The organism is Aeromonas enteropelogenes (assembly GCF_020097295.1).
Taxonomy (GTDB): Bacteria; Pseudomonadota; Gammaproteobacteria; order Enterobacterales; family Aeromonadaceae; genus Aeromonas; species Aeromonas enteropelogenes.
On sequence record NZ_CP083625.1, the window covers coordinates 106,809 to 126,027 of the forward strand.

The window sequence follows — 19,219 nt, forward strand, 5'->3', positions numbered from 1 at the left end:
ACGATAACTATAAACCATCCCGCCTAATTGACTGATGCGCAGCAATATTGAGACAAGCCAGTCTTAGGCTGAGAAAAATAAATTCATTGATAAACAACACCTTGATGGATGACATAAAAATGCAGTCTCAAATTTGAGACAAATCGGCACAACTTGAAAACACAAAAAGGTTTTAAATCAATAAGTTAAGTTTTGGCACCGCCATTGCTATATCTGTAAACCCCAGGTGACAAACAATAGAGATAGCATGATGAAATATATTGTCGTGGCGATCCTTTCACTCCTCCAATTGATGAACTCATCACAAGCGGAGAATCGTGTTGATTTGGGGTCGCAAGCGCTTGGCAATATTCGTGGCAACCTGGGCGTCAATATGGTTGCCGGCAATCACAACCAACAAGGCAACCTCGCATCTATTTCCCTCTCGGGTCCGGCCGTAATTCAGTTCAGCCAACAGAATCAATCCAGCGTCACCCCGGGCGGTCACCAGAGCGTCGCTATCCATGGCGCAGCACTTGGCCAGAACCAGGGGCTTTTGAGCATCAACCAGGCAGCGGGTGAAGCCAACCAGCAACTCAATGGCTTCGCATTGTCACTGGGCGACGCCGGGATAAGCGTCGTGACCGACGTGAATCTCGGCAACAGTATCGCCAGCCCCTCCCCGGGCCAGCTCCCCGCAAGCATGACAACCAGCATCTATCTGGATGACAACGCCCTGAGCGGCAGTAAAGGGGTCATTCAGGTGAACCAGGTCACGGGACAGGGCAACCAGGCCGTCAACATGGTTGCCCTGCCCCTGGCGGGCGCAGTAACGGCATCACCCTGATGCCGCAGGGACAGGAAGCGAAGTCCGGGGGCACAGCACCTGCCGATGGGCGGATCTTCCCCAGAAAGTTCAATGGAGAGACTCAATATGCGTGGACTTATTTACAGCTCATTAGCCGCCGCTGTCATCATGGCGATGTCCGGCACCGCATCCGCCGAGTACCGCGGTGACAAGGATGAGACAGGGGCAACCTTGACCAAGAAGGTCAAGGCTGAGGTCGATGTGAAGTACGAAGGCAAGGTGATGGTCGGCGGCTTTGTCAACGTCAACAAGCTCGGCATGGCCGTCGTGGACAACCAGCAATCCAGCACCATGATAGGCACAGCCAACAGCAGAACGGAGAACGCAAGCAAGATTGATGGCTCGTTCCAGGGGGCATCCGGCAACATCGGCGCCAACGTGGCGGCCGGTGACTCCAACGTGCAAGGCAACAGCGTCTCCCTGGCCGCCTATGACCAGGTCGATGCCGAGTTTGTCATGGGCGGTGGCCACCCTCACGGCAGCACGGGTGGCTCTTCGGATGCCGAGATCTTCTCCAGCCAGAGCGCCAGCATGAACTGGGCCAGCAACCAGGGGCACCAGAACAGGGCGGGTGTCGGTGGTGGCGCCTTCAAGAATGCCGCGGGCAATATCAACGCCAACGTGGCCTCCGGCTCCGGTAACGTGCAGGCCAACAACCTGGCCGCCTCGGTATCCACCGGCGCCATGGCGGTGGCCACCGTGGCCAACAGCCAGCATGTGTCCAAGAACCTGACCGAGAACAAGAGCCTGAGCGCCACCAGGACGGTGGAGAACGCCCCGGTTCACCTCAAGCTCGATGCCAAGGGTAATTACGAGGGGACGAGCAAGCAGTCCAACAATGTCTATCCGGAGATCTGGCAGGATCGTGATCACCCCAACGGCGGCAGCCTCTGGGGTCACATCGACTACGACAATCTGGACAACGACGGCAGCAAGGACTCCAAGTTCGAGTTCAAGGAAGAGGGTGACATGACACTGCACGGCTCGGTGACCGGCTACATCCCTGTGGTCAACACCTACACCGCCCGTGAGACCTTCAACCATGCCACCATAGACGGCGGCTCCTTCAATGGCGCCGTGGGCAATATCGGGGTGAACGTCGCGTCTGGCACCAACAATTTGCAAGCGAACAACCTCTCGCTGGCAGCCGGATTTGCCAAGTGATCCACCCTTGGGGGGCCTGTGTGCCCCCCATTTTTTGCCCACAAGGAGGTGTCAATGCGCTGGCTATTGCCGTTGCTGTTCAGCCCCGTCGTCTGGTCGGCGACCCTGCCGATGGGAGAGCATCTCCCGGCGCTGGGGGGGCTTGCCAAACCGGTACAGAGCATCCAGGAGCGCCGCTATGCCAATCTCGAGCGCCAGCATACCGACTTCAGCTGTGGCGCGGCGGCGGTGGCCACCATACTGCGCCATGCCTATGGCCAGGCGACCAATGAACGCTGGGTGATGGACGGCATGATGGCCATGGCCGATCCGGCGCAGGTCAAACGCTACGGCTTTTCCATGCTGGACATGAAGCAGTACGTGCAGATGCTGGGGATGCGTGCCCGGGGTTACCGCCTGAGCGATACCAAGCTGCGCCAGGTAAGGGTGCCGACCATAGTGCTGCTCAACATTCGCGGCTATCAGCACTTCGCTGTGCTGCGCGCCATCGACCGCCGTGACCGCGTCTATCTGGCAGACCCTGCCCTTGGCAACCGCATCATCTCGTTCAGGGAGTTCAAGGAGAGCTGGAACGGGATCCTGCTGGCCGTGATCGGTGCAGGCTATCGCCCGGACGCTCCCCTGGCCAACCCCTCCCCCCCGTTCTCGGCCAGAGGCAGGGATGGGCTGTTCGCCCCGGTCAATGCAACATCCCTGCTGGACTTTGGCTTCCAGCACAAAGAATTAATGTGAGGTCACCATGAACACCCGACCCGCCCTCTACCTCGTCTGCAGCCTGGGCGTATTGCCCCTCCCGCTGCTGGCGACATCCGATCCCCTGGCACAGCTGTCGGATCAGTTTGCACCACAGATGTCCGATAGCGAGCTGGCAGGCTTGCGGGGGCGTTATGTCAGCGCTCACGGCATCCATTATTTTGGCATCGAGTTCATCTCCACCCTGACCACAGCCCAGTCCCGGCAGACGGCAGCCATGAACCTGGCACTGAGCGTGGAGCAGCACACCCCCAGGCTGGATATTCGCATCAAGGAGGGGGCCAGCGCGGTCGCCACGGCCCCTGCCAGCGCCTCTGTGCAGGGGGCCGGGCTGGTGCAGGTGATGCAGCTGGAAGGGCGCGGCAACAGCTCGGTGAACCTCACCGGCATCGGGACGACGCCCCCCGAGATGGCCGGGGAGCTTGTCTCCGCCGGCCATTATCAGCAGCAGGGCGTACTCGGCACCGCCAGTTACAGCGTCTCGGGCAACTACGCGGGTCTGCAGTTCAATACCCCGGATGGCAGCGTCCGGCTGGAGCAGAGCCTGCGGGGTACGGACTTCAGTCGCGGCCTGCTGCAACTCAATCGGGTCAGGGGGGATGGCTTGCAGACCCTCAACCAGACGAGGATCTGGTTCTCCCGCTAGCCTCTGCTCCCCTGACGGCACGAAAAAAGGACGATAAACGACAACAAGGATCCGCTCCCATGAAACAGTCCCCCCTGCTGTTGATGATGTTGACCCCGCTGACTTGCTGGGGTGCCACCGCAGAAGAAGAGGCGTTGCAACAACAGCTGGATCAGTTGCGCCAGCAGCTGATCCAGCAAAATCAGGCGCTCCACCAGCTGCAGGCCAGGCTGGAAGCCGTCAAGAGCAGCGGAGTAACCGCGACGGGCACCGGCACGGCTGCCGTGACACCGGCCAGGGCACAGCAGGAACCGGACCGTCGCAGCCCGGAGCCCGGTCGCAGCACCGAAGATCTGCTGCTGGAGCAGCACAACGTCTTCGATCGCGCCCTGACCTTCGACCTCGGCCTCTCCTACCAGCACTACAACCGCAAGGATCTCGCCCTGCGCGGCTTTCTCGCGCTGGATGCCATCTTTCTTGGCGAGATCAATCTGGACAGGGTGCGATCCGATCAGATCAGTGCCGATCTGGTGACCCGTTACACCCTCAACGATCGCTGGCAGCTGGAGCTCGCCATTCCCTACCTGTTTCGCAGCAGCAACTACCAGAGCACCGGCAAGGATAACTCCAGCCGCAGTTTCGAGGAGCAGAGCGTCAGCGACGGGGGCCTCGGCGATCTCAGCCTCGCCGTCTACTACCGGGTCATGGCCGAAGACGAGGAGTGGCCGGATCTGGTGTGGAATGTCAGGGTCAAGGCACCGACCGGCAAGGACCCCTATGGCATCGAGCTCGACACCTCGGCATCGGGCAATCTGATGACCCCGAAGGAGCTCGCCACCGGCAACGGGCTCTGGCAGCTGTCGACCGGTTTCTCGCTGGTCAGGACCCTGGATCCCGCCATCCTGTTCGCCAACATCAACTATGGCCACAGCCTCAAGGAGGATTTTGACGACATCTCCTATCAACCGGGGCAGCAACCGGGCAGCGTCCAGCTGGGTGACTGGTTTGAATACGGGCTCGGGGTCGCATTCGCCCTGAACGAGCGCTTCAGCCTTTCCTTCAACATCAACCAGCGCATCACCCGCGAGTCCGAGCAGGGGGCGGAAGGGTTCGGGATGGAGAAGGTCATCGGCTCGGACGCCAACGCGGCGAGTTTTGGCATGGGTTCGACATGGGCCATCACCGACCGGCTCTCCATGGTGGTCAACTGGTCGGCAGGGCTGACCACGGATGCCCCCGACTACAGTATCGGGATCCGTTTTCCTTACCGCTTCTAGTCAGACCGAGTGTGGGAGGCAGGTTTTATGGGGAACAAACAATGAGGGAGGCATGATGCCTCCCTCGGGTGATTCCGGGCTGACGATAGAGCCTTGCCCTTGCATCGCCTCCCGCTGGGCCGCTTACACCCCCAGGCGATCGCGCAGGGTGTACCAGGCAGCGCCGGCGGCGGTGAAGGGAATGCGGAACATGCGGCCCCCCGGGAAGGGGTAGTGGGGCAGTTTGGCAAACGCATCGAAGCGCTCCGCCTGACCGCTCAATACCTCGGAGAGCAGCTTGCCCGCCAGATGGGTACAGGTGACGCCGTGGCCGCTGTAGCCCTGCATGTAGTAGATGTTGGGGCCGATACGACCAAACTGCGGCAGGCGCGACAGGGTCAGCAGGAAGTTGCCGGTCCAGGTGTACTCCACCTTGACGTCGGCCAGCTGGGGGAAGGTTTTGCGCATCTTGGGGATGATCAGCCGCTCGATATCCGCCGGATCCCGCGCCCCGTAAACCACACCGCCGCCATAGATGAGCCGGTGATCGGCGCTGGTGCGGTAGTAGTCGAGCAGGTAGTTGCAGTCTTCCACGCAGTAGTTTTGCGGCAGCAGTGAACGGGCCCGCTCCTCCCCCAGCACTTCGGTGGTGATCACCTGGGTGCCACAGGGCATGCTCTTGCCGGCGAGCTCGGGCACCAGGTTGCCGAGGTAGGCGTTGCCGGCCACCATCACGAAACGCGCCTTGACCGCCCCCTTGGCGGTCTTCACCAGCGCAGGCTGGCCCGGCGTGATGCTGGTGACGGCGGATTGTTCGAAAATAAGCCCCCCCTGCATGCGGATCGCCTCCGCCTCCCCCAGCGCCAGGTTAAGGGGGTGGATATGCCCACCGCTCTTGTCGAGCAGGGCGCCGACGTAGCGATCGCTCGCCACCACTTCACGCACCCCCTTGGCATCGAGCAGCTCCAGCTTGTCGTTGCCCCACTTCTGCCAGCGGGCCTGCTGGGCCTTGAGCTCGTGCAGCTGCTTCTCGGTCTCGGCGGCAAACACCCCCCCTTCCTGCAGATCGCACTGGATGTTGTAGCGCTTGATGCGATCGCGGATGATCTGGCCCCCTTCAAACAGCATGGAACCGAGCAGCCTGGCCTGATCCGGCGGGCAGTTCGCTTCTATGGTGTCGATGTCGCGGCTGTAGGAGTTGACGATCTGGCCGCCGTTGCGACCGCTGGCGCCAAAGCCGACCCGGGCCGCCTCCAGCACCACCACCTTGTATCCCTTCTCCACCAGGTGGAGCGCACTGGAGAGGCCGGTATAACCCGCCCCGATGACGCAGACATCGCACTCCAGTTGCTCGGTCAGAGTGGCAAAAGGCGCATGTTGATTGGCGCTGGCTGCGTAGTAACTGTTTACATGCTCGGTCATGATCCCTGTTTCCTTACCGGTTCTTTTCCCTAGCGAGGCATCGCCTGACACTAGAAATTTGCCGGGGTATGCGCGCTGACGATGCGGCATGTCTGCCCCGACGGATTGCTGAAGCTGTGGGGCTCGCCCGTGTCGATCACATAGCTGTCGCCCGCTTCCAGCTGATAACTCTGTCCTGCCACCGTCAGGGTCACCGACCCCTCCAGCACCGTGCCGACCTCTTCCCCCTGGTGCTTGACCTGGCCACCGGTGTCGGTGCCGGGGGGATAGGTCTCCAGCATGAAGCCGAGCTGGCGGCGGTTGTTGCCGTTGTGCACCAGCTTCATGGAGACCCCCTGGCTGCCCAGCTCGATCAGCTGCTCGGCCTTGATCACCACGCTCGGCACGCTCTGCTCCTCTTCGGCGAAGAAGCGCGACAGTGGCAGGCCATAGACGGTGAGCAGCTTTTGCAGGGAGGCCACCGACGGGCTCACCTTGTCCTGCTCTATCATGCAGATGGCGCCGTGAGTCAGGCCGCTCAGCTCGGCGGCTCGCCGCTGGGAGAGCCCCAGCTGATGGCGCACCGCCGCCAGCCGCTCCCCCATGCTCTGGTATGGCAACCCGCTCATGGCAGTCCCCGGGTATCTTCGCTCTTGCCTCTTTGGTACATGATCAACCTCCCTGTCGCCGCTGGTTAAAATAGCGGACCAATCATCCCCCGGCTGTTTGCTATGTTACACAGCGCGAGCGTTCATTATTTTGCACACCCTTGATACCATCCTGTGGCACCATATGGGATAGACCGTGCGTCACAGCCCATTTTCTAGCATGCCGAACACCAATAATTCAAATATATTTAACACTTGAAAAACATTTCGGCTCACTTTATGTTCTCCCTGTGCTTATTATTTTATACGGCAGCACCACAGGGAGGGTCGGGTAACCGGCCCCCTGCTGCCCGGATCCACACTCGAGGCTTCCCATGTCAGGAACTACACCCAACAGCAGCTTGATCAAATCCCGCGCCTATATAGATGGTCACTGGTGCGACGCCGCCAGCGGCCGCACCTTCGAGGTCACCAATCCGGCCAGCGGTGCCGTGATTACCCAGGTGCCCGACATGAATGCCGAGGACACCCGCCGCGCCATCGAGGCCGCCAAGGCCGCCCAACCGGCCTGGGCCGCCCTGACCGCCAAGGAGCGCAGCAACAAACTCTACGCCTGGTTTGCCGCCATCACTGCCCACACCGACCAGCTGGCCCGCATCATGACCTGCGAGCAGGGTAAGCCGCTGGCCGAAGCCAAGGGGGAAGTGGCCTACGGCGCCAGCTTCATCCAATGGTTCAGTGAGGAGGGCAAACGCGCCTACGGCCGCACCATCCCGGGTTTTAGCGGCGATCGCCGTCTGGCCACCATCAAGCAGCCGGTGGGGGTGGTTGCCGCCATCACCCCGTGGAACTTCCCCATCGCCATGATCACCCGCAAGGCGGGTCCGGCACTGGCCGCCGGTTGCACCATCGTCATCAAGCCCGCCGCCGAGACCCCTCTGTGCGCCCTCGCTCTGGCGGCACTGGCCGAAGAGGCGGGCATCCCGGCGGGCGTCATCAACATCATCACCTCCCATCAGGCGGCGGCGGTGGGTGACGAGCTGTGCCAGAACCCAGTGGTACGCAAGCTCTCGTTCACCGGCTCGACCCGCATCGGCAAGCTGTTGATGCGCCAGTGCGCCGACACCATGAAGCGGGTGTCGCTGGAACTTGGCGGCAACGCCCCCTTCATCGTCTTTGACGACGCGGATCTTGATGCCGCCGTGGCAGGGGCGCTGGCCTCCAAATACCGCAATGCGGGCCAGACCTGCGTCTGCGCCAACCGCATTCTGGTGCAATCGAGCGTCTACGACGCCTTCGCCGAGAAACTGACCGCCGCCGTCAAAGCCTTCAAGGTGGGGGATGGCATGAGCGAGGGCACCCAGATTGGCCCCCTCATCAACCCCGCCGCCGCCAGCAAGGTGGCCGAGCTGGTCAACCAGGCCCGGGACGCCGGCGCCAGGGTGCTGCTGGGGGGCGAGGCCCACCCCGCCGGCCCGCTCTTCTATCAGCCCACCATCCTCGGCGAGGTGAAGGGAGACAACCCCATCCTGCAGGAGGAGATCTTCGGCCCGGTGGCACCGCTGGTGCGCTTTGACAGCGAAGAGCAGGCCATTGCGCTGGCCAACGACACCCCCTATGGCCTGGCCGCCTACTTCTATGGCCGCGACATCGCCCGGGTGTGGCGAGTTGCCGAGCGGCTCGAATACGGCATGGTGGGCATCAACGAGGGGATCATCTCCACCGAACTGGCCCCCTTTGGCGGCATCAAGGAGTCGGGTCTGGGCCGCGAAGGGGCGGCCGAGGGGCTGGAGGAGTACCTCGAGACCAAATACCTCTGCTTTGGCGCCATCCGCTAGACAGGATAACGATCACCCCACAGACCTTCCCTTCACAAGGGAAGGAGCAAACCCAGCCCTCCCCCCCATGGGAAGGGCATGGGCGGGGTCTGGCCAGCCTGCCAAGGCTTGCCACCACACTATTCAAGGACGAAGTGAGCGCTCCCGCCCGGGAGCCTCGCCAACACTCAAGAGAGGGGGCAAACGCCCCCGCAGGGAGGAAAAATGAGTCATTCAGACAACCAGTCAAACCAGGCCTGGCAGGCCCGCCGTGAAGCCGCCGTGGTGAACGGCGTCGGTACCCTGCTACCGGTCTTTATCGACAAGGCGCAGAATGCCGAGCTGTGGGACATCGAGGGCAACCGCTACATCGATTTCGCCTCCGGCATCGCCGTGCTCAACACCGGCCACAACCACCCGAAAGTGGTGGCGGCGGTGCAGGCCCAACTGGAGAAATTCAGCCACACCTGCTTCCAGGTTACCCCCTACCCCGGCTATATCGAGCTGGCGGAAAAGTTGAATGCCCTGGTGCCCGGCTCCACATCGAAGCGCACCCTGTTTCTCTCTACCGGCGCCGAGGCGGTGGAGAACGCCATCAAGATCGCACGCGCCCACACCGGCCGCAGCGGTACCATCGCCTTCAAGGGGGGCTTTCACGGTCGCACCATGATGGGCATGGCTCTGACCGGCAAGGTGGTCCCCTACAAGACCGGCTTCGGCCCCTTCCCGGGCGAGGTCTACCACATCCCCTTCCCCGCCGACTATCTGGGGGTGAGTGAAGAGGATGCCCTGCAGGCCCTCGACCTCTGCTTCAGCGCCGACATCGAACCGAGCCGGGTGGCCGCCATTATCCTCGAACCGGTTCAGGGCGAGGGTGGCTTCTATCCCGCCTCCCCCCGCTTCATGCAGAGCCTGCGCCGCATCTGCGATCAGCACGGCATCCTGCTGATCTGCGACGAGATCCAGAGCGGTTTCTGCCGCACCGGCAAGACCTTCGCCACCGAGTATGCCGGCATTGAGCCGGATATCATGACCCTGGCGAAAAGCCTGGCCGGCGGCTTCCCCCTCTCCGCCGTGGTAGGCAAGGCCAACATCATGAACTCGGCCAAGCCGGGTGGTCTGGGCGGCACCTATGCCGGCTCCCCCATTGCCTGCGCCGCCGCCCTGGCGGTCCTCGAGGTGATCGAAGAGGAGCAGCTCAACCAGAAGGCCCAGGCCCAGGGCGAGCAGATCAAGGCAGGGCTGCAACGCATAGCCGAGCGTTTTGACTGCATAGGTCAAATTCGTGGCCCCGGCGCCATGGTGGCCATGGAGCTGGTGAAGCAGCGCGATGCCGTCCAGCCGGATCCCGACCTCACCAAGCGTCTGGTGGCCGAGGCGGGCAGGCGCGGTCTGGTCCTGTTGTCATGCGGTGTGCGCGCAAATGTCATCCGTTTTCTCGCCCCCCTGACCGCCCCTGCGTCCGTGATTGACGAAGGGCTGCAAATCCTTGAAAAGTCACTGGAGGCCGTGCTGGACTGACCAGCATGAAAGTGACCGCTCACCAGTGCAAATAAATGCAATTTTGCCCCTTTTATCGCTTGTCAAGGGGGCCCTGCAAATGCACAATGCGCGGCCACTGAAAGTACCGGTGCAGCCCAGCGGCATCGGTACTTTTTTCACAGTGAACAAACCCATAAACGAGGCCGGATCACCCCCGGAAAAGATAGCGAGATTGGCAGCAATCTCCCGACACCAAGTCTTAGTGAGGAACAACATGGGGCATGTCAATGCTTTCCTGCCGGCCCTGGCCGGTGCGCGCCACCCTGGCGCCCTTGATCCCCGGGCCACTCTCCCGGTTTCGTTGATGGACCGTGCCACCCCGGCACTGCGTGAGGAACAGGCATGATGACAACCCCGGCGGTTGGTCTGAAAAAGACCCTGAAACTCTGGCAGGTCGTGGTCATGGGCCTGGCTTACCTCACTCCCATGGCAGTGTTCGACACCTTCGGCATCGTCACCGAGATCACCGACGGCCATGTGCCGACGGCCTATCTGTTTGCCCTGATGGGCATGCTGTTCACCGCCCTGAGCTATGGCCATCTGGTACGCAAGTTCCCGTCGGCCGGTTCTGCCTATACCTATGCCCAGAAGGTGTTTCACCCCTATGTGGGCTTCATGGTGGGCTGGACCTCCCTGCTCGACTACATGTTCATGCCGATGATCAACATGTTGCTGGCCAAGATCTATCTGGAGGCCCTGTTCCCGAACGTGGAGCCCTGGACCTACATCTTTGGTCTGGCCGCCGTGATGACGGCCCTCAACCTGCGCGGCATCAAGCTGGTGGCCAACTTCAACAGCCTGATCGTCATGATGCAGTTCAGCATCATCGCCGTCTTCATCGGCCTCATCGCCTGGGGCGTCTACAACGGTGAAGGGCTGGGAACCGTGGCCAGCAGCCGTCCCTTCTTCTCCGAGCAGATGCACATCAACCCCCTGCTGACCGGCGCCTCCATCCTGTGCCTGTCGTTCCTGGGTTTTGATGCCATCAGCACCCTGTCGGAAGAGACTCCGGACGCGGATCGGGTGATCCCCCGCGCCATCGTGCTGACCGCGCTGATCGGCGGCGTGCTGTTCGTCACCACCTCCTACTTCCTGCAGCTGTTCTTCCCGGACATCTCCCGCTTCCAGCAACCGGATGCGGTCCTGCCCGAGATTGCCCTCTACGTGGGTGGCAAGCTGTTCCAGGCAGTGGTGCTGGTGTGCACGACAGTGGCGGTGCTGGCCTCGGGGCTGGCCTCCCACGCCGGCGTGTCGCGCCTGCTCTACGTGATGGGTCGGGATCGCGCCCTGCCTGCGCGCTTCTTCTCCTATATCCATCCGAAGTGGCAGACTCCGGCGCTCAACGTGCTGCTGGTGGGCACCCTGGCCCTCTCCGCCGTGTCGTTTGATCTGGAGATCGCCCTGGCCCTGATCAACTTCGGCGCCCTGGTGGCTTTCACCTTCGTCAACCTGGCGGTCATTGCCCACTTCTATGTGAAGCTCGGTCGCAACAAGACCCTGAAGGATCACCTGCTGTTCCTGGTGATGCCCCTGTGCGGCGCCGCCTGCATCGGGGTACTGTGGCTCAACCTCGAGCCCTCCTCCTTCGAGCTGGGGCTGATCTGGGCGGCGCTCGGTGCCCTCTACCTGTTCCTGCGTCTGGTGGTGTTCCGCATTCCGCTGCACACCGCCGACAAGGTCGAGGTGGCCCAGTAAGTCTGTGCGAGCATGAATGTACTGAATCAAAAGGAGCCTTTAGGCTCCTTTTTTCATGCCTGATTGAAAGCCTGATAAAAAATCCCTTTGTACTCAATTCCCTGGCTTGCCCCTCTTGCCCCCACCACCCATGACCAAAAACGGTGTTCACCCGGATAAAGTGACCATTTATTCGCGCCTCTCTCCTCCCTTATGCTGGTCGCCAGAGCAGGAGCCATGCACCAGACAGATCCCCTTGCCAGCCAACCGGAAGAGGCCACCCGGCCCGGGCGCCTCTTCCTGTACCAATGCGCCCTGCAGCGACGAAATGGCGAGATTCCGTACTGGATGAGAGCGAGGCTCCCTCATCCAGCGTGACCTGAAAAACGGGGGAAGAAGCTGCATGGTGGCAACAGGGGGAGAGTGATCGCTTACCTGTCAAAGCAGAGTGCAAAAAAATGCGATCCGGCGCCCATTATTGCTTGTCACGGGGGGGCCACGAATGCAAAATACGCGGCCAATTGAAGAGCCGATGTTCCTTGCGACATCGGTTCTTTCTTTTGGGCAGAACACCAAACCAACCACAGAGGCCGGAAACCTTCCGGAAGTGATACCGAGATTGCCAACAATCTCCCGACGTTAAGAGGAAAAAAATGGGGCGTTTCAATGCTTTCCTGCCGGCCAACACCGGTATGCGCCTCCCCGGCGCCCTTGATGTACAGGTCTGCGAATTTTTCGTCTCCCTGTGCGCGTTGCAAGCATGTGCTCCGGCACTGATTGAGGAGAAAGCGTAATGGCATCTCAAGGCGCCAAGCTGCTCAAGACCCTGACCCTGACTCAGGTTATCGTAATGGGTCTCGCCTATCTGACCCCCATGGCCGTATTCGACACCTTCGCCATCGTCGGTGACATCACCGAAGGCCGGGTCGCCACCGCCTACCTGCTGGCGCTGGGCGGCATCCTGCTGACTGCCCTCAGCTATGGCCACCTGGTGCGCAAATTCCCCTCCGCGGGCTCTGCCTACACCTATGCCCAGAAGGTGTTCAACCCCTACGTCGGTTTCATGGTCGGCTGGTCATCCCTGCTCGACTACATGTTCATGCCGATGATCAACATCCTGCTGGCCAAGATCTACCTGACCGCCATGTTCCCGGGTGTCGATCCCTGGATCTTCATCTTCGGCCTGGTGACCGTGATGACCTTCCTCAACCTGCGCGGCATCAACCTGGTGGCCAACTTCAACGGCGCCATCGTCTTTATCCAGCTCGCCATCATCGTCGTCTTCATTGGCCTGATGGGCTGGGGCCTCTACCATGGCGAGGGTGCCGCCACCCTGATGAGCAGCCGGCCGTTCCACTTCGAGAGCGCCAGCATGGTGCCGCTCTTTACCGGTGCGACCATCCTCTGCTTCTCCTTCCTCGGTTTTGACGGCCTGAGTTCCCTCAGTGAAGAGACCCCGAACGCCGGCAAGGTGATCCCCAAAGCGATCGTGCTGACCGCCCTCATCGGTGGCGTCATCTTCGTGGTGGTCTCCTACTGCCTGCAGCTCTACTTCCCGGATCTGGCCCGCTTCAAGGAGCCGGACGCCGTGCTGCCCGAGATCGCCCTCTACGTCGGCGGCACCCTGTTCCAGAGCATCGTCCTGGTCTGCACCACGGTCGCCGTACTGGCCTCCGGCATGGCGGCCCACGCCGGTGTCTCCCGCATCCTCTACGTGATGGGCCGCGATCGCATGATCCCGGAGCGGGTGTTTGGTTACATTCACCCCAAATACCGCACCCCGGCCATCAACGTGCTGCTGGTGGGCGCCCTGGCCCTCTCCGCGATGTCGTTCGATCTGGACATGGCGCTGGCACTGGTGAACTTCGGTGCTCTGGTGGCCTTCACCTTCGTCAACCTGTCGGTCATCGGCCAATTCTGGGTCCGCGAAAAGCGCAACAAGAGCCTGAAAGATCACCTGATCTACCTGCTGTTGCCGCTGCTTGGCGCCGCCACCATCGGCGCCCTGTGGATCAACCTGGAGCAGAGCTCCCTGGAGCTGGGCCTGATCTGGGCTGGCCTGGGCGTCACCTACCTGTTTCTGCGTCTGGCGGTATTCCGCATCCCGTTCCGCCAGTACGAAGAGGCGACTGACGCTCAATAATGGCGCGGATACCGGATAGCAAAAGGGGAGCCACTGGCTCCCTTTTTTAATGCGCTGGCCTGGGTGACGGCGCCCCCTGCCTCTTATCCGTCAGTATGTACCCGTGTGGCGCAGCACCGCCTTGCCCGCCGCCTTGAGCGGATCATCCACCACGTTATCGACCCGCTGCTTGGCGTTGCGTGCCTTGTGGTAGGCCTCATCCACCCCGGTCGCCTCGGCCGCCTTGCGCCTGGCGTAATCCCCCGGGTTCTCTACCGCATTCTCGACCCGTTGTTTGGTGTTGCGCGCCCTGTTGTAGGCTTCATCGACCCCGACCGCCTCGGCCGCCTTGCGCTTGGCGTAATCCCCCGGGTTTTCTACCGCATTCTCGACCCGCTGTTTGGTATTGCGCGCCCTGTTGTAGGCTTCATCGACCCCGACCGCCTCGGCCGCCTTGCGCTTGGCGTAATCCCCCGGATTCTCTACCGCATTCTCGACCCGCTGCTTGGTGCTGGCCGCCGAGCAGCGGCTGTTGACGCCGGTCGCGCTGTTGACCGCGGAACCAATCGCCACATCCTTGGCGCTGCAACCGGAGGAAAGAAGATTGGCCTGGGACGGCAGGGAGGCCAGCGCCAGAGGCAGGAGGAGAAGGGACCAATGTTTCATGACAGACTCACCATAGCTAATAATATGACGCCGCAGTGTACCCTCCCAGGCCCCGCCTTGGCACCGGATAGCTCCTTTATGCTCTTTTGGCTCCTCTGAGCCCGCTTCCTCCGTCAGTTTTTAACGCGCCGATGACCTGCCAAACAAAAAGGGAGCCATTGGCTCCCTTTCTTGCGCTGCACGGCGTACCGCTGGCGACTCCCAGCCTTAGCCCTTGTTGACCACGGCGCTGGCGGCCGACTTGACCGGATCCTTCACCACCTTCTTCACATCCTTGCTGGTCTGCTTGATATCGTCGCGCGTCTCCTTGAGGCCATCTGTCTTGTTGTCAATCGCCTCGGCGGTGTTCTTCTTCACCTCTTTCACTTCTTTCTTGGCGTCCTTGGTCTTCTGCTCCACCAGCTTGTCGGTATCACAGCGTCCCTTGACCCCCAGGGTCGCGTTGAGGGCTTCGTTTTTGGCCGCTTTTTCGAGATTGCACTCGGCCTGCACGCCGGCAGACAGCAACCCCAGGGAAACAAACAGTATCCATGCACGCATGACAGCACCACTCTCTTTGATGGAAGAAACAGCAGCCAGCATATAACGCTGGTGGCCAAGCACAAGCACGAATACGAACGGAGCCCTTCATCATCAGGCCCAGGAAGAGGAGCCGACAGTTTCTGACCGATTTCGCCAAAAAAGATCTCCCCGGGCGCTCAACCAGCGCACGGGGTCATGTCATCAAACCATCATAAAAGTGTCACTTTGTCATATTTCTGTCATGGAGCCTTGCTTAAATGCGCCTGTCATCAACTACCCAAGACGGAACGACCGTCCCAAGAGGCTTTATGCAACACAATGACTCCTTGCCGCAGCAGACCGCGACCCGCGCCCTGTTCAACTGGATGAGTGTTATCGTACTGGTCTATCTGATCCTGGTCGCCGTCGGCGCCGTTTCTCATGGTTTCAAAGGCTTCTCCGGCGGTGCCGAGGGTGCCGCCCAGATCTTCGCGTTTGCCAACAACCCCTTCGTCGCCCTGCTGCTCGGCATTCTGGCCACTGCCCTGGTGCAATCCTCCAGCACAGTGACCTCCGTCATCGTCGGCCTAGTGGCTGGCGGCCTGCCCATCAGCATGGCCATCCCCATGGTCATGGGCGCCAACCTCGGCACCACCATCACCAACACCATCGTCTCCCTGGGCCATATCCGGGATCGGGCGGAGTTTCGCCGCGCCTTCGCCGCCGCCACCGTCCATGACTTCTTCAATCTCATGGCCGTGGCCATCTTCCTGCCCCTGGAGCTGATGTTCGGCCTGCTGCAAAAGAGCGCCGAGACCCTGGCCACCTTCTTCACCGGTTCCGCCGACATGTCGATGAAGGGGATGGATTTCATGAAACCGCTGACCGCCCCGGCCCAGCAGCTGATCGACAGCGCCGTCGCCTTCCTGCCGGGCAAGGGTGCCTCCATCGCCACCATCATCATCGGCATCCTGCTGATCCTGGGCTGCGTGACCTATCTGGGCAAGGTATTGCAACAGGTGCTGGTCGGCCGCGCCAAAGAGGTGCTGCACAAAGCGCTGGGTCGTGGCCCCATGAGCGGCATCGCCTCCGGTGCCCTGGTGACCATCATGGTGCAATCCTCCTCCACCACCACCAGCCTGATGATCCCGCTGGCCGGCGGTGGCGTGTTCAGCACCCGTCAGCTCTATCCCTTCACCCTGGGCGCCAATATCGGTACCACCATCACGGCCCTGCTGGCTGCCACTGCCATCAGCGGCGCCGGTGCCCAGCTGGCCCTGACCATCGCCCTGGTTCACGTGCTGTTCAATGTCTTCGCCGTCATCTTCATCTATGGCATCCCGGCCCTGCGCGGCCTGCCGGTGCGCGCCGCCGAGTGGCTGGCCCGGGTTGGTAGCGAGAACAAGCTGCTGGCACTGGGTTACGTGGCAGGTCTCTTCTTCGCCCTGCCCGCCCTGATGATGGTGGCCGCCAAGTAACGCTCATCATGAAGACGAGGGGGAGGAGCCTGGCGCCTCCCCCTTCTCATTTGCCTGTTCTGTCACATCCTGCCCCGCCCCGACTCGCCCTGACGCCCTGGCTGGGATAAGATGCCGCTCTCGTTCTCACAAGGGAAAATCGATGAAATTCATCCTGATCGCGCTGCTGGTTGCCGGTGTCGCCTACTACTTCTACACCAGCAGCAACAACAAAAAGCTGGCCGCGGAAAACGTGCGCATCGGCGCCGAGTTCCTCGCCGGCAACAAGGAAAACCCGCTGGTGACTACTACCGCCTCCGGTCTGCAGTACGAGGTGCTCACCAAGGGCAGCGGCACGGTTCACCCCACCGCCACCAGCAAGGTGAAGGTGCACTACGAGGGCAAACTGCTGGATGGCACCGTATTTGACAGCTCGGTGGCCCGTGGCGAGCCCATCGAGTTTGGCCTCAACCAGGTGATCCCGGGCTGGACCGAAGGGGTACAGCTGATGGTGGAAGGTGAGAAGACCCGCTTCTACATCCCCGCCAACCTGGCCTATGGCGATCGCGCGGCTGGCAAGATCCCGCCCGGCTCGGTACTCATTTTCGACGTGGAGCTGCTGGGCATCCAGTGACGCCTCCTCCAGGACCGATAACAAGCTGGCCCGTAGCAATCACATCACCGGCAAGATCCCACTGAGCAATTCTGTCCTGATCTTCGACGTGGAGCTGCCAGGCATCCAGTAACGCGTTCTTCAAGCCCGTCACGCACCAACAACAAGGCCAGCATCATGCTGGCCTTGTTGTGATGGAACGGTTGCGATGGGAAAGCCTCACTCCCCCTTGGCGATCCCCTCGCGGCGCGGATCGGCGGCGCCAAACCATCCCTCTTTGTTGCGCTCTACCCCCTGCAGGCCAGAAGTCTGCTCATTGAGCACCACCTCGTGCCCCCTCGCCTTCAGCCCCTCAACCACGGCATCCGGGGTGCGCCCCGCTTCCAGCTCGGTAGGACCGTTGCGACTGCCGAAGTTGGGCAGATTGATCGCCTGCTGCAAATTGAGCCCCCAATCCTGGGTCCCCAGCAGCGTCTTGCCCACGTAGTTGATGATGGCCGAGCCACCCGGGGAGCCCAGGCTCATCTCCAGCTCGCCGCTTGCCTTGTCAAACACCAGCAGGGGCGACATGGAGGAGCGCGGCCGCTTGCCGGGCTCCACCCGGTTAGCCACCGGCAGCCCGGCGGCATCCACCGAGGTGAAGGAGAAGTCGGTGAGCTGGTTGTTGAGCAGATAGCCGTTGACCATCTGGCGCGAGCCGAATCCATCCTCGATGGAGCTGGTCATGGCGATCGCCATGCCGCTCGGGTCGACGATGGAGATGTGGCTGGTCGACGGCAGCTCAGGGGTGGCATCGCGGCCCATGGCCAGCGCCTGAGGCGGCGAGCCCGGTTGAGCTATCCCCATGGAGCGCTCGCCGATAAGCCGCCCGCGCTCGGCCAGATAGCCTTTATCGAGCAGGCCGGCCAGCGGTACCGATACGAAACGGCTGTCGGCCACATACTGGTTGCGATCAGCGAAGGCGAGTCGCGCCGCCTCGCTGTAGAGATGGATGGCGTCAGCCGAGGCGGCAAGCCCCCCTGCCGGGGTGGTGACGGGTTTGAGGGCCGCCATATTGCGACTCTCCAGCATGCCGAAGATCTGGCCAAGCGCGATGGTGCCCGACGAGGGGGTCGGGAAGCCGCACACCTTGCTCTGGCGATAGTCAAAGCAGAGGCCGTCACTCACCCGGGCCCGGTAGCTGGCCAGATCGGCGGTGCTGAGCACTCCGGGATTGGTGGCATGACCGCGCACCTTGGCTACCATGGCATCGGCCAGCGGCCCCTGATAGAAGGCATCAGCCCCCTGATCTGCCAGCGTTTTCAGTACCTTGGCCAGCGCCGGGTTGGTCAGCCGTGTACCCGCCGGCTTGGGGCTGCCATCAGGCTGGTAGAAGTAGGCGCGCGCCTGTGGGTCTTTGGCGAGATAGGGATCTTTTGCCAGCTGGGTGACCAGGCGCGGGCTTATCACAAACCCCTGCTCCGCCAGGGTGATGGCCGGCGTGAACAGACTTGCCCAGGGCAGCTTGCCATAACGCTCGTGGGCCAGCGCCAGGGCACGCACAGTGCCGGGCGCCCCGACTGAGCGGCCGCCCACCACGCCATCGTAGAAGGCCATCGGCTGGCCATCTTTCATGAACAGCTGATCCGTGGCCGCAGCGGGGGCCGTCTCCCGGCCATCCACCGCGCTGACCTGGCTCCCATCCCACACCAACAGCAAGGAGCCGCCACCGATGCCGGAGGATTGCGGCTCCACCAGGGTCAATACCAATTGCACCGCGATGGCAGCATCCACGGCGCTGCCGCCCGCCTTGATGATCTGGTAGCCCGCATCCACCGCCAGCGGGTTGGCGGCAGCCACCATGAAGTCACGGCCCTGCCAACCCTGTTTCTCCTGCCAGCCGCTGGCCGCCTCCGGCGCGATCAGGGTCTGGGGTGGCGCAGCATAGTGAAAGCCCGGTTCGCTGGCACAGCCGGCCAGCAGGGCAATGGCGATGGCTAGCCCCAGGGGTTTGCGCAACATGACACTCTCCTTGTCTGTTTTATGACCATGAAGGACGACTATGTCACGATTGGCGCTGATGACTCAAGTTACCGAGCCAAATCAATACTTTACTCATTTATCAACAGATTGAGCCGACTCATGCGGTCATAAAAAAACCGCCCGTAGGCGGTTCTTGCTGACAAGGAGTGCA

General features: G+C 61.7%; 16 protein-coding genes. 11 read left to right on the forward strand and 5 right to left on the reverse strand.

Annotated elements, in window-relative coordinates; translation table 11 throughout:
• Positions 1–247: 247 nt before the first annotated feature.
• The 5 genes from LA321_RS00505 (at position 248) to LA321_RS00525 (ending at position 4,666) form a co-directional block, all read left to right on the forward strand.
• Positions 248–826 (forward strand): hypothetical protein, encoded by a 579-nt coding sequence (locus LA321_RS00505; protein WP_224212237.1) that lies wholly within the window; start codon positions 248–250, stop codon positions 824–826.
• A gap of 87 nt (positions 827–913) precedes the next feature.
• A complete protein-coding gene (locus LA321_RS00510; protein ID WP_042072972.1) occupies positions 914–2,011 on the forward strand; it encodes a hypothetical protein in 1,098 nt (365 codons plus the stop codon).
• 54 nt (positions 2,012–2,065) lie between these two features.
• Positions 2,066–2,743, forward strand: a complete 678-nt coding sequence (locus LA321_RS00515; protein ID WP_042072974.1) for a C39 family peptidase — start codon at positions 2,066–2,068, stop codon at positions 2,741–2,743.
• 7 nt (positions 2,744–2,750) lie between these two features.
• A complete protein-coding gene (locus tag LA321_RS00520) occupies positions 2,751–3,410 on the forward strand; it encodes a hypothetical protein (protein WP_042072976.1) in 660 nt (219 codons plus the stop codon).
• 59 nt (positions 3,411–3,469) lie between these two features.
• Positions 3,470–4,666 carry a transporter gene (locus LA321_RS00525; protein WP_042072977.1) on the forward strand — a complete coding sequence of 399 codons (1,197 nt, stop codon included), beginning with the start codon at positions 3,470–3,472 and terminating at the stop codon, positions 4,664–4,666.
• Positions 4,667–4,789: 123 nt separating this feature from the next.
• Here LA321_RS00525 and LA321_RS00530 read toward each other — a convergent pair whose 3' ends face one another.
• Complete coding sequence (locus LA321_RS00530) at positions 4,790–6,067, reverse strand: NAD(P)/FAD-dependent oxidoreductase (protein ID WP_042027692.1); 1,278 nt, start codon at positions 6,065–6,067, stop codon at positions 4,790–4,792.
• A 50-nt stretch (positions 6,068–6,117) separates the two neighbouring features.
• Positions 6,118–6,675, reverse strand: coding sequence for an HTH-type transcriptional regulator PuuR (gene puuR / locus LA321_RS00535; RefSeq protein WP_042072978.1), 558 nt, complete (start codon positions 6,673–6,675; stop codon positions 6,118–6,120).
• A gap of 353 nt (positions 6,676–7,028) precedes the next feature.
• On the opposite strand from puuR, the gene LA321_RS00540 reads away from it, so the two are divergent.
• From LA321_RS00540 to LA321_RS00555, 4 genes are all read left to right on the forward strand, one after another.
• Positions 7,029–8,492: an NAD-dependent succinate-semialdehyde dehydrogenase gene (locus tag LA321_RS00540; protein WP_042072979.1), complete on the forward strand. Its 1,464-nt coding sequence runs from the start codon at positions 7,029–7,031 to the stop codon at positions 8,490–8,492.
• Between the two features lie 204 nt (positions 8,493–8,696).
• Positions 8,697–9,992: a 4-aminobutyrate--2-oxoglutarate transaminase gene (gabT, locus tag LA321_RS00545; protein WP_042072980.1), complete on the forward strand. Its 1,296-nt coding sequence runs from the start codon at positions 8,697–8,699 to the stop codon at positions 9,990–9,992.
• Positions 9,993–10,358: 366 nt separating this feature from the next.
• Positions 10,359–11,708, forward strand: coding sequence for an APC family permease (locus LA321_RS00550; protein WP_026457272.1), 1,350 nt, complete (start codon positions 10,359–10,361; stop codon positions 11,706–11,708).
• 772 nt (positions 11,709–12,480) lie between these two features.
• Positions 12,481–13,830: an APC family permease gene (locus LA321_RS00555; protein ID WP_042072981.1), complete on the forward strand. Its 1,350-nt coding sequence runs from the start codon at positions 12,481–12,483 to the stop codon at positions 13,828–13,830.
• 90 nt (positions 13,831–13,920) lie between these two features.
• Here the strand turns inward: LA321_RS00555 and LA321_RS00560 are convergent, their stop codons facing one another.
• Complete coding sequence (locus tag LA321_RS00560; RefSeq protein WP_042072982.1) at positions 13,921–14,475, reverse strand: hypothetical protein; 555 nt, start codon at positions 14,473–14,475, stop codon at positions 13,921–13,923.
• Between the two features lie 207 nt (positions 14,476–14,682).
• The gene (locus tag LA321_RS00565; protein ID WP_042072984.1) at positions 14,683–15,015 is read right to left on the reverse strand and encodes a hypothetical protein; all 333 of its coding nucleotides are present in this window, start codon (positions 15,013–15,015) and stop codon (positions 14,683–14,685) included.
• Between the two features lie 290 nt (positions 15,016–15,305).
• On the opposite strand from LA321_RS00565, the gene LA321_RS00570 reads away from it, so the two are divergent.
• Together LA321_RS00570 and LA321_RS00575 are read left to right on the forward strand one after the other, a co-directional pair.
• A complete protein-coding gene (locus LA321_RS00570) occupies positions 15,306–16,454 on the forward strand; it encodes a sodium:phosphate symporter (RefSeq protein ID WP_042072985.1) in 1,149 nt (382 codons plus the stop codon).
• A 142-nt stretch (positions 16,455–16,596) separates the two neighbouring features.
• Positions 16,597–17,067: an FKBP-type peptidyl-prolyl cis-trans isomerase gene (locus tag LA321_RS00575; RefSeq protein ID WP_026456884.1), complete on the forward strand. Its 471-nt coding sequence runs from the start codon at positions 16,597–16,599 to the stop codon at positions 17,065–17,067.
• 198 nt (positions 17,068–17,265) lie between these two features.
• Here the strand turns inward: LA321_RS00575 and LA321_RS00580 are convergent, their stop codons facing one another.
• Positions 17,266–19,047 carry a gamma-glutamyltransferase family protein gene (locus LA321_RS00580; protein WP_042072986.1) on the reverse strand — a complete coding sequence of 594 codons (1,782 nt, stop codon included), beginning with the start codon at positions 19,045–19,047 and terminating at the stop codon, positions 17,266–17,268.
• Positions 19,048–19,219 lie beyond the last annotated feature (172 nt).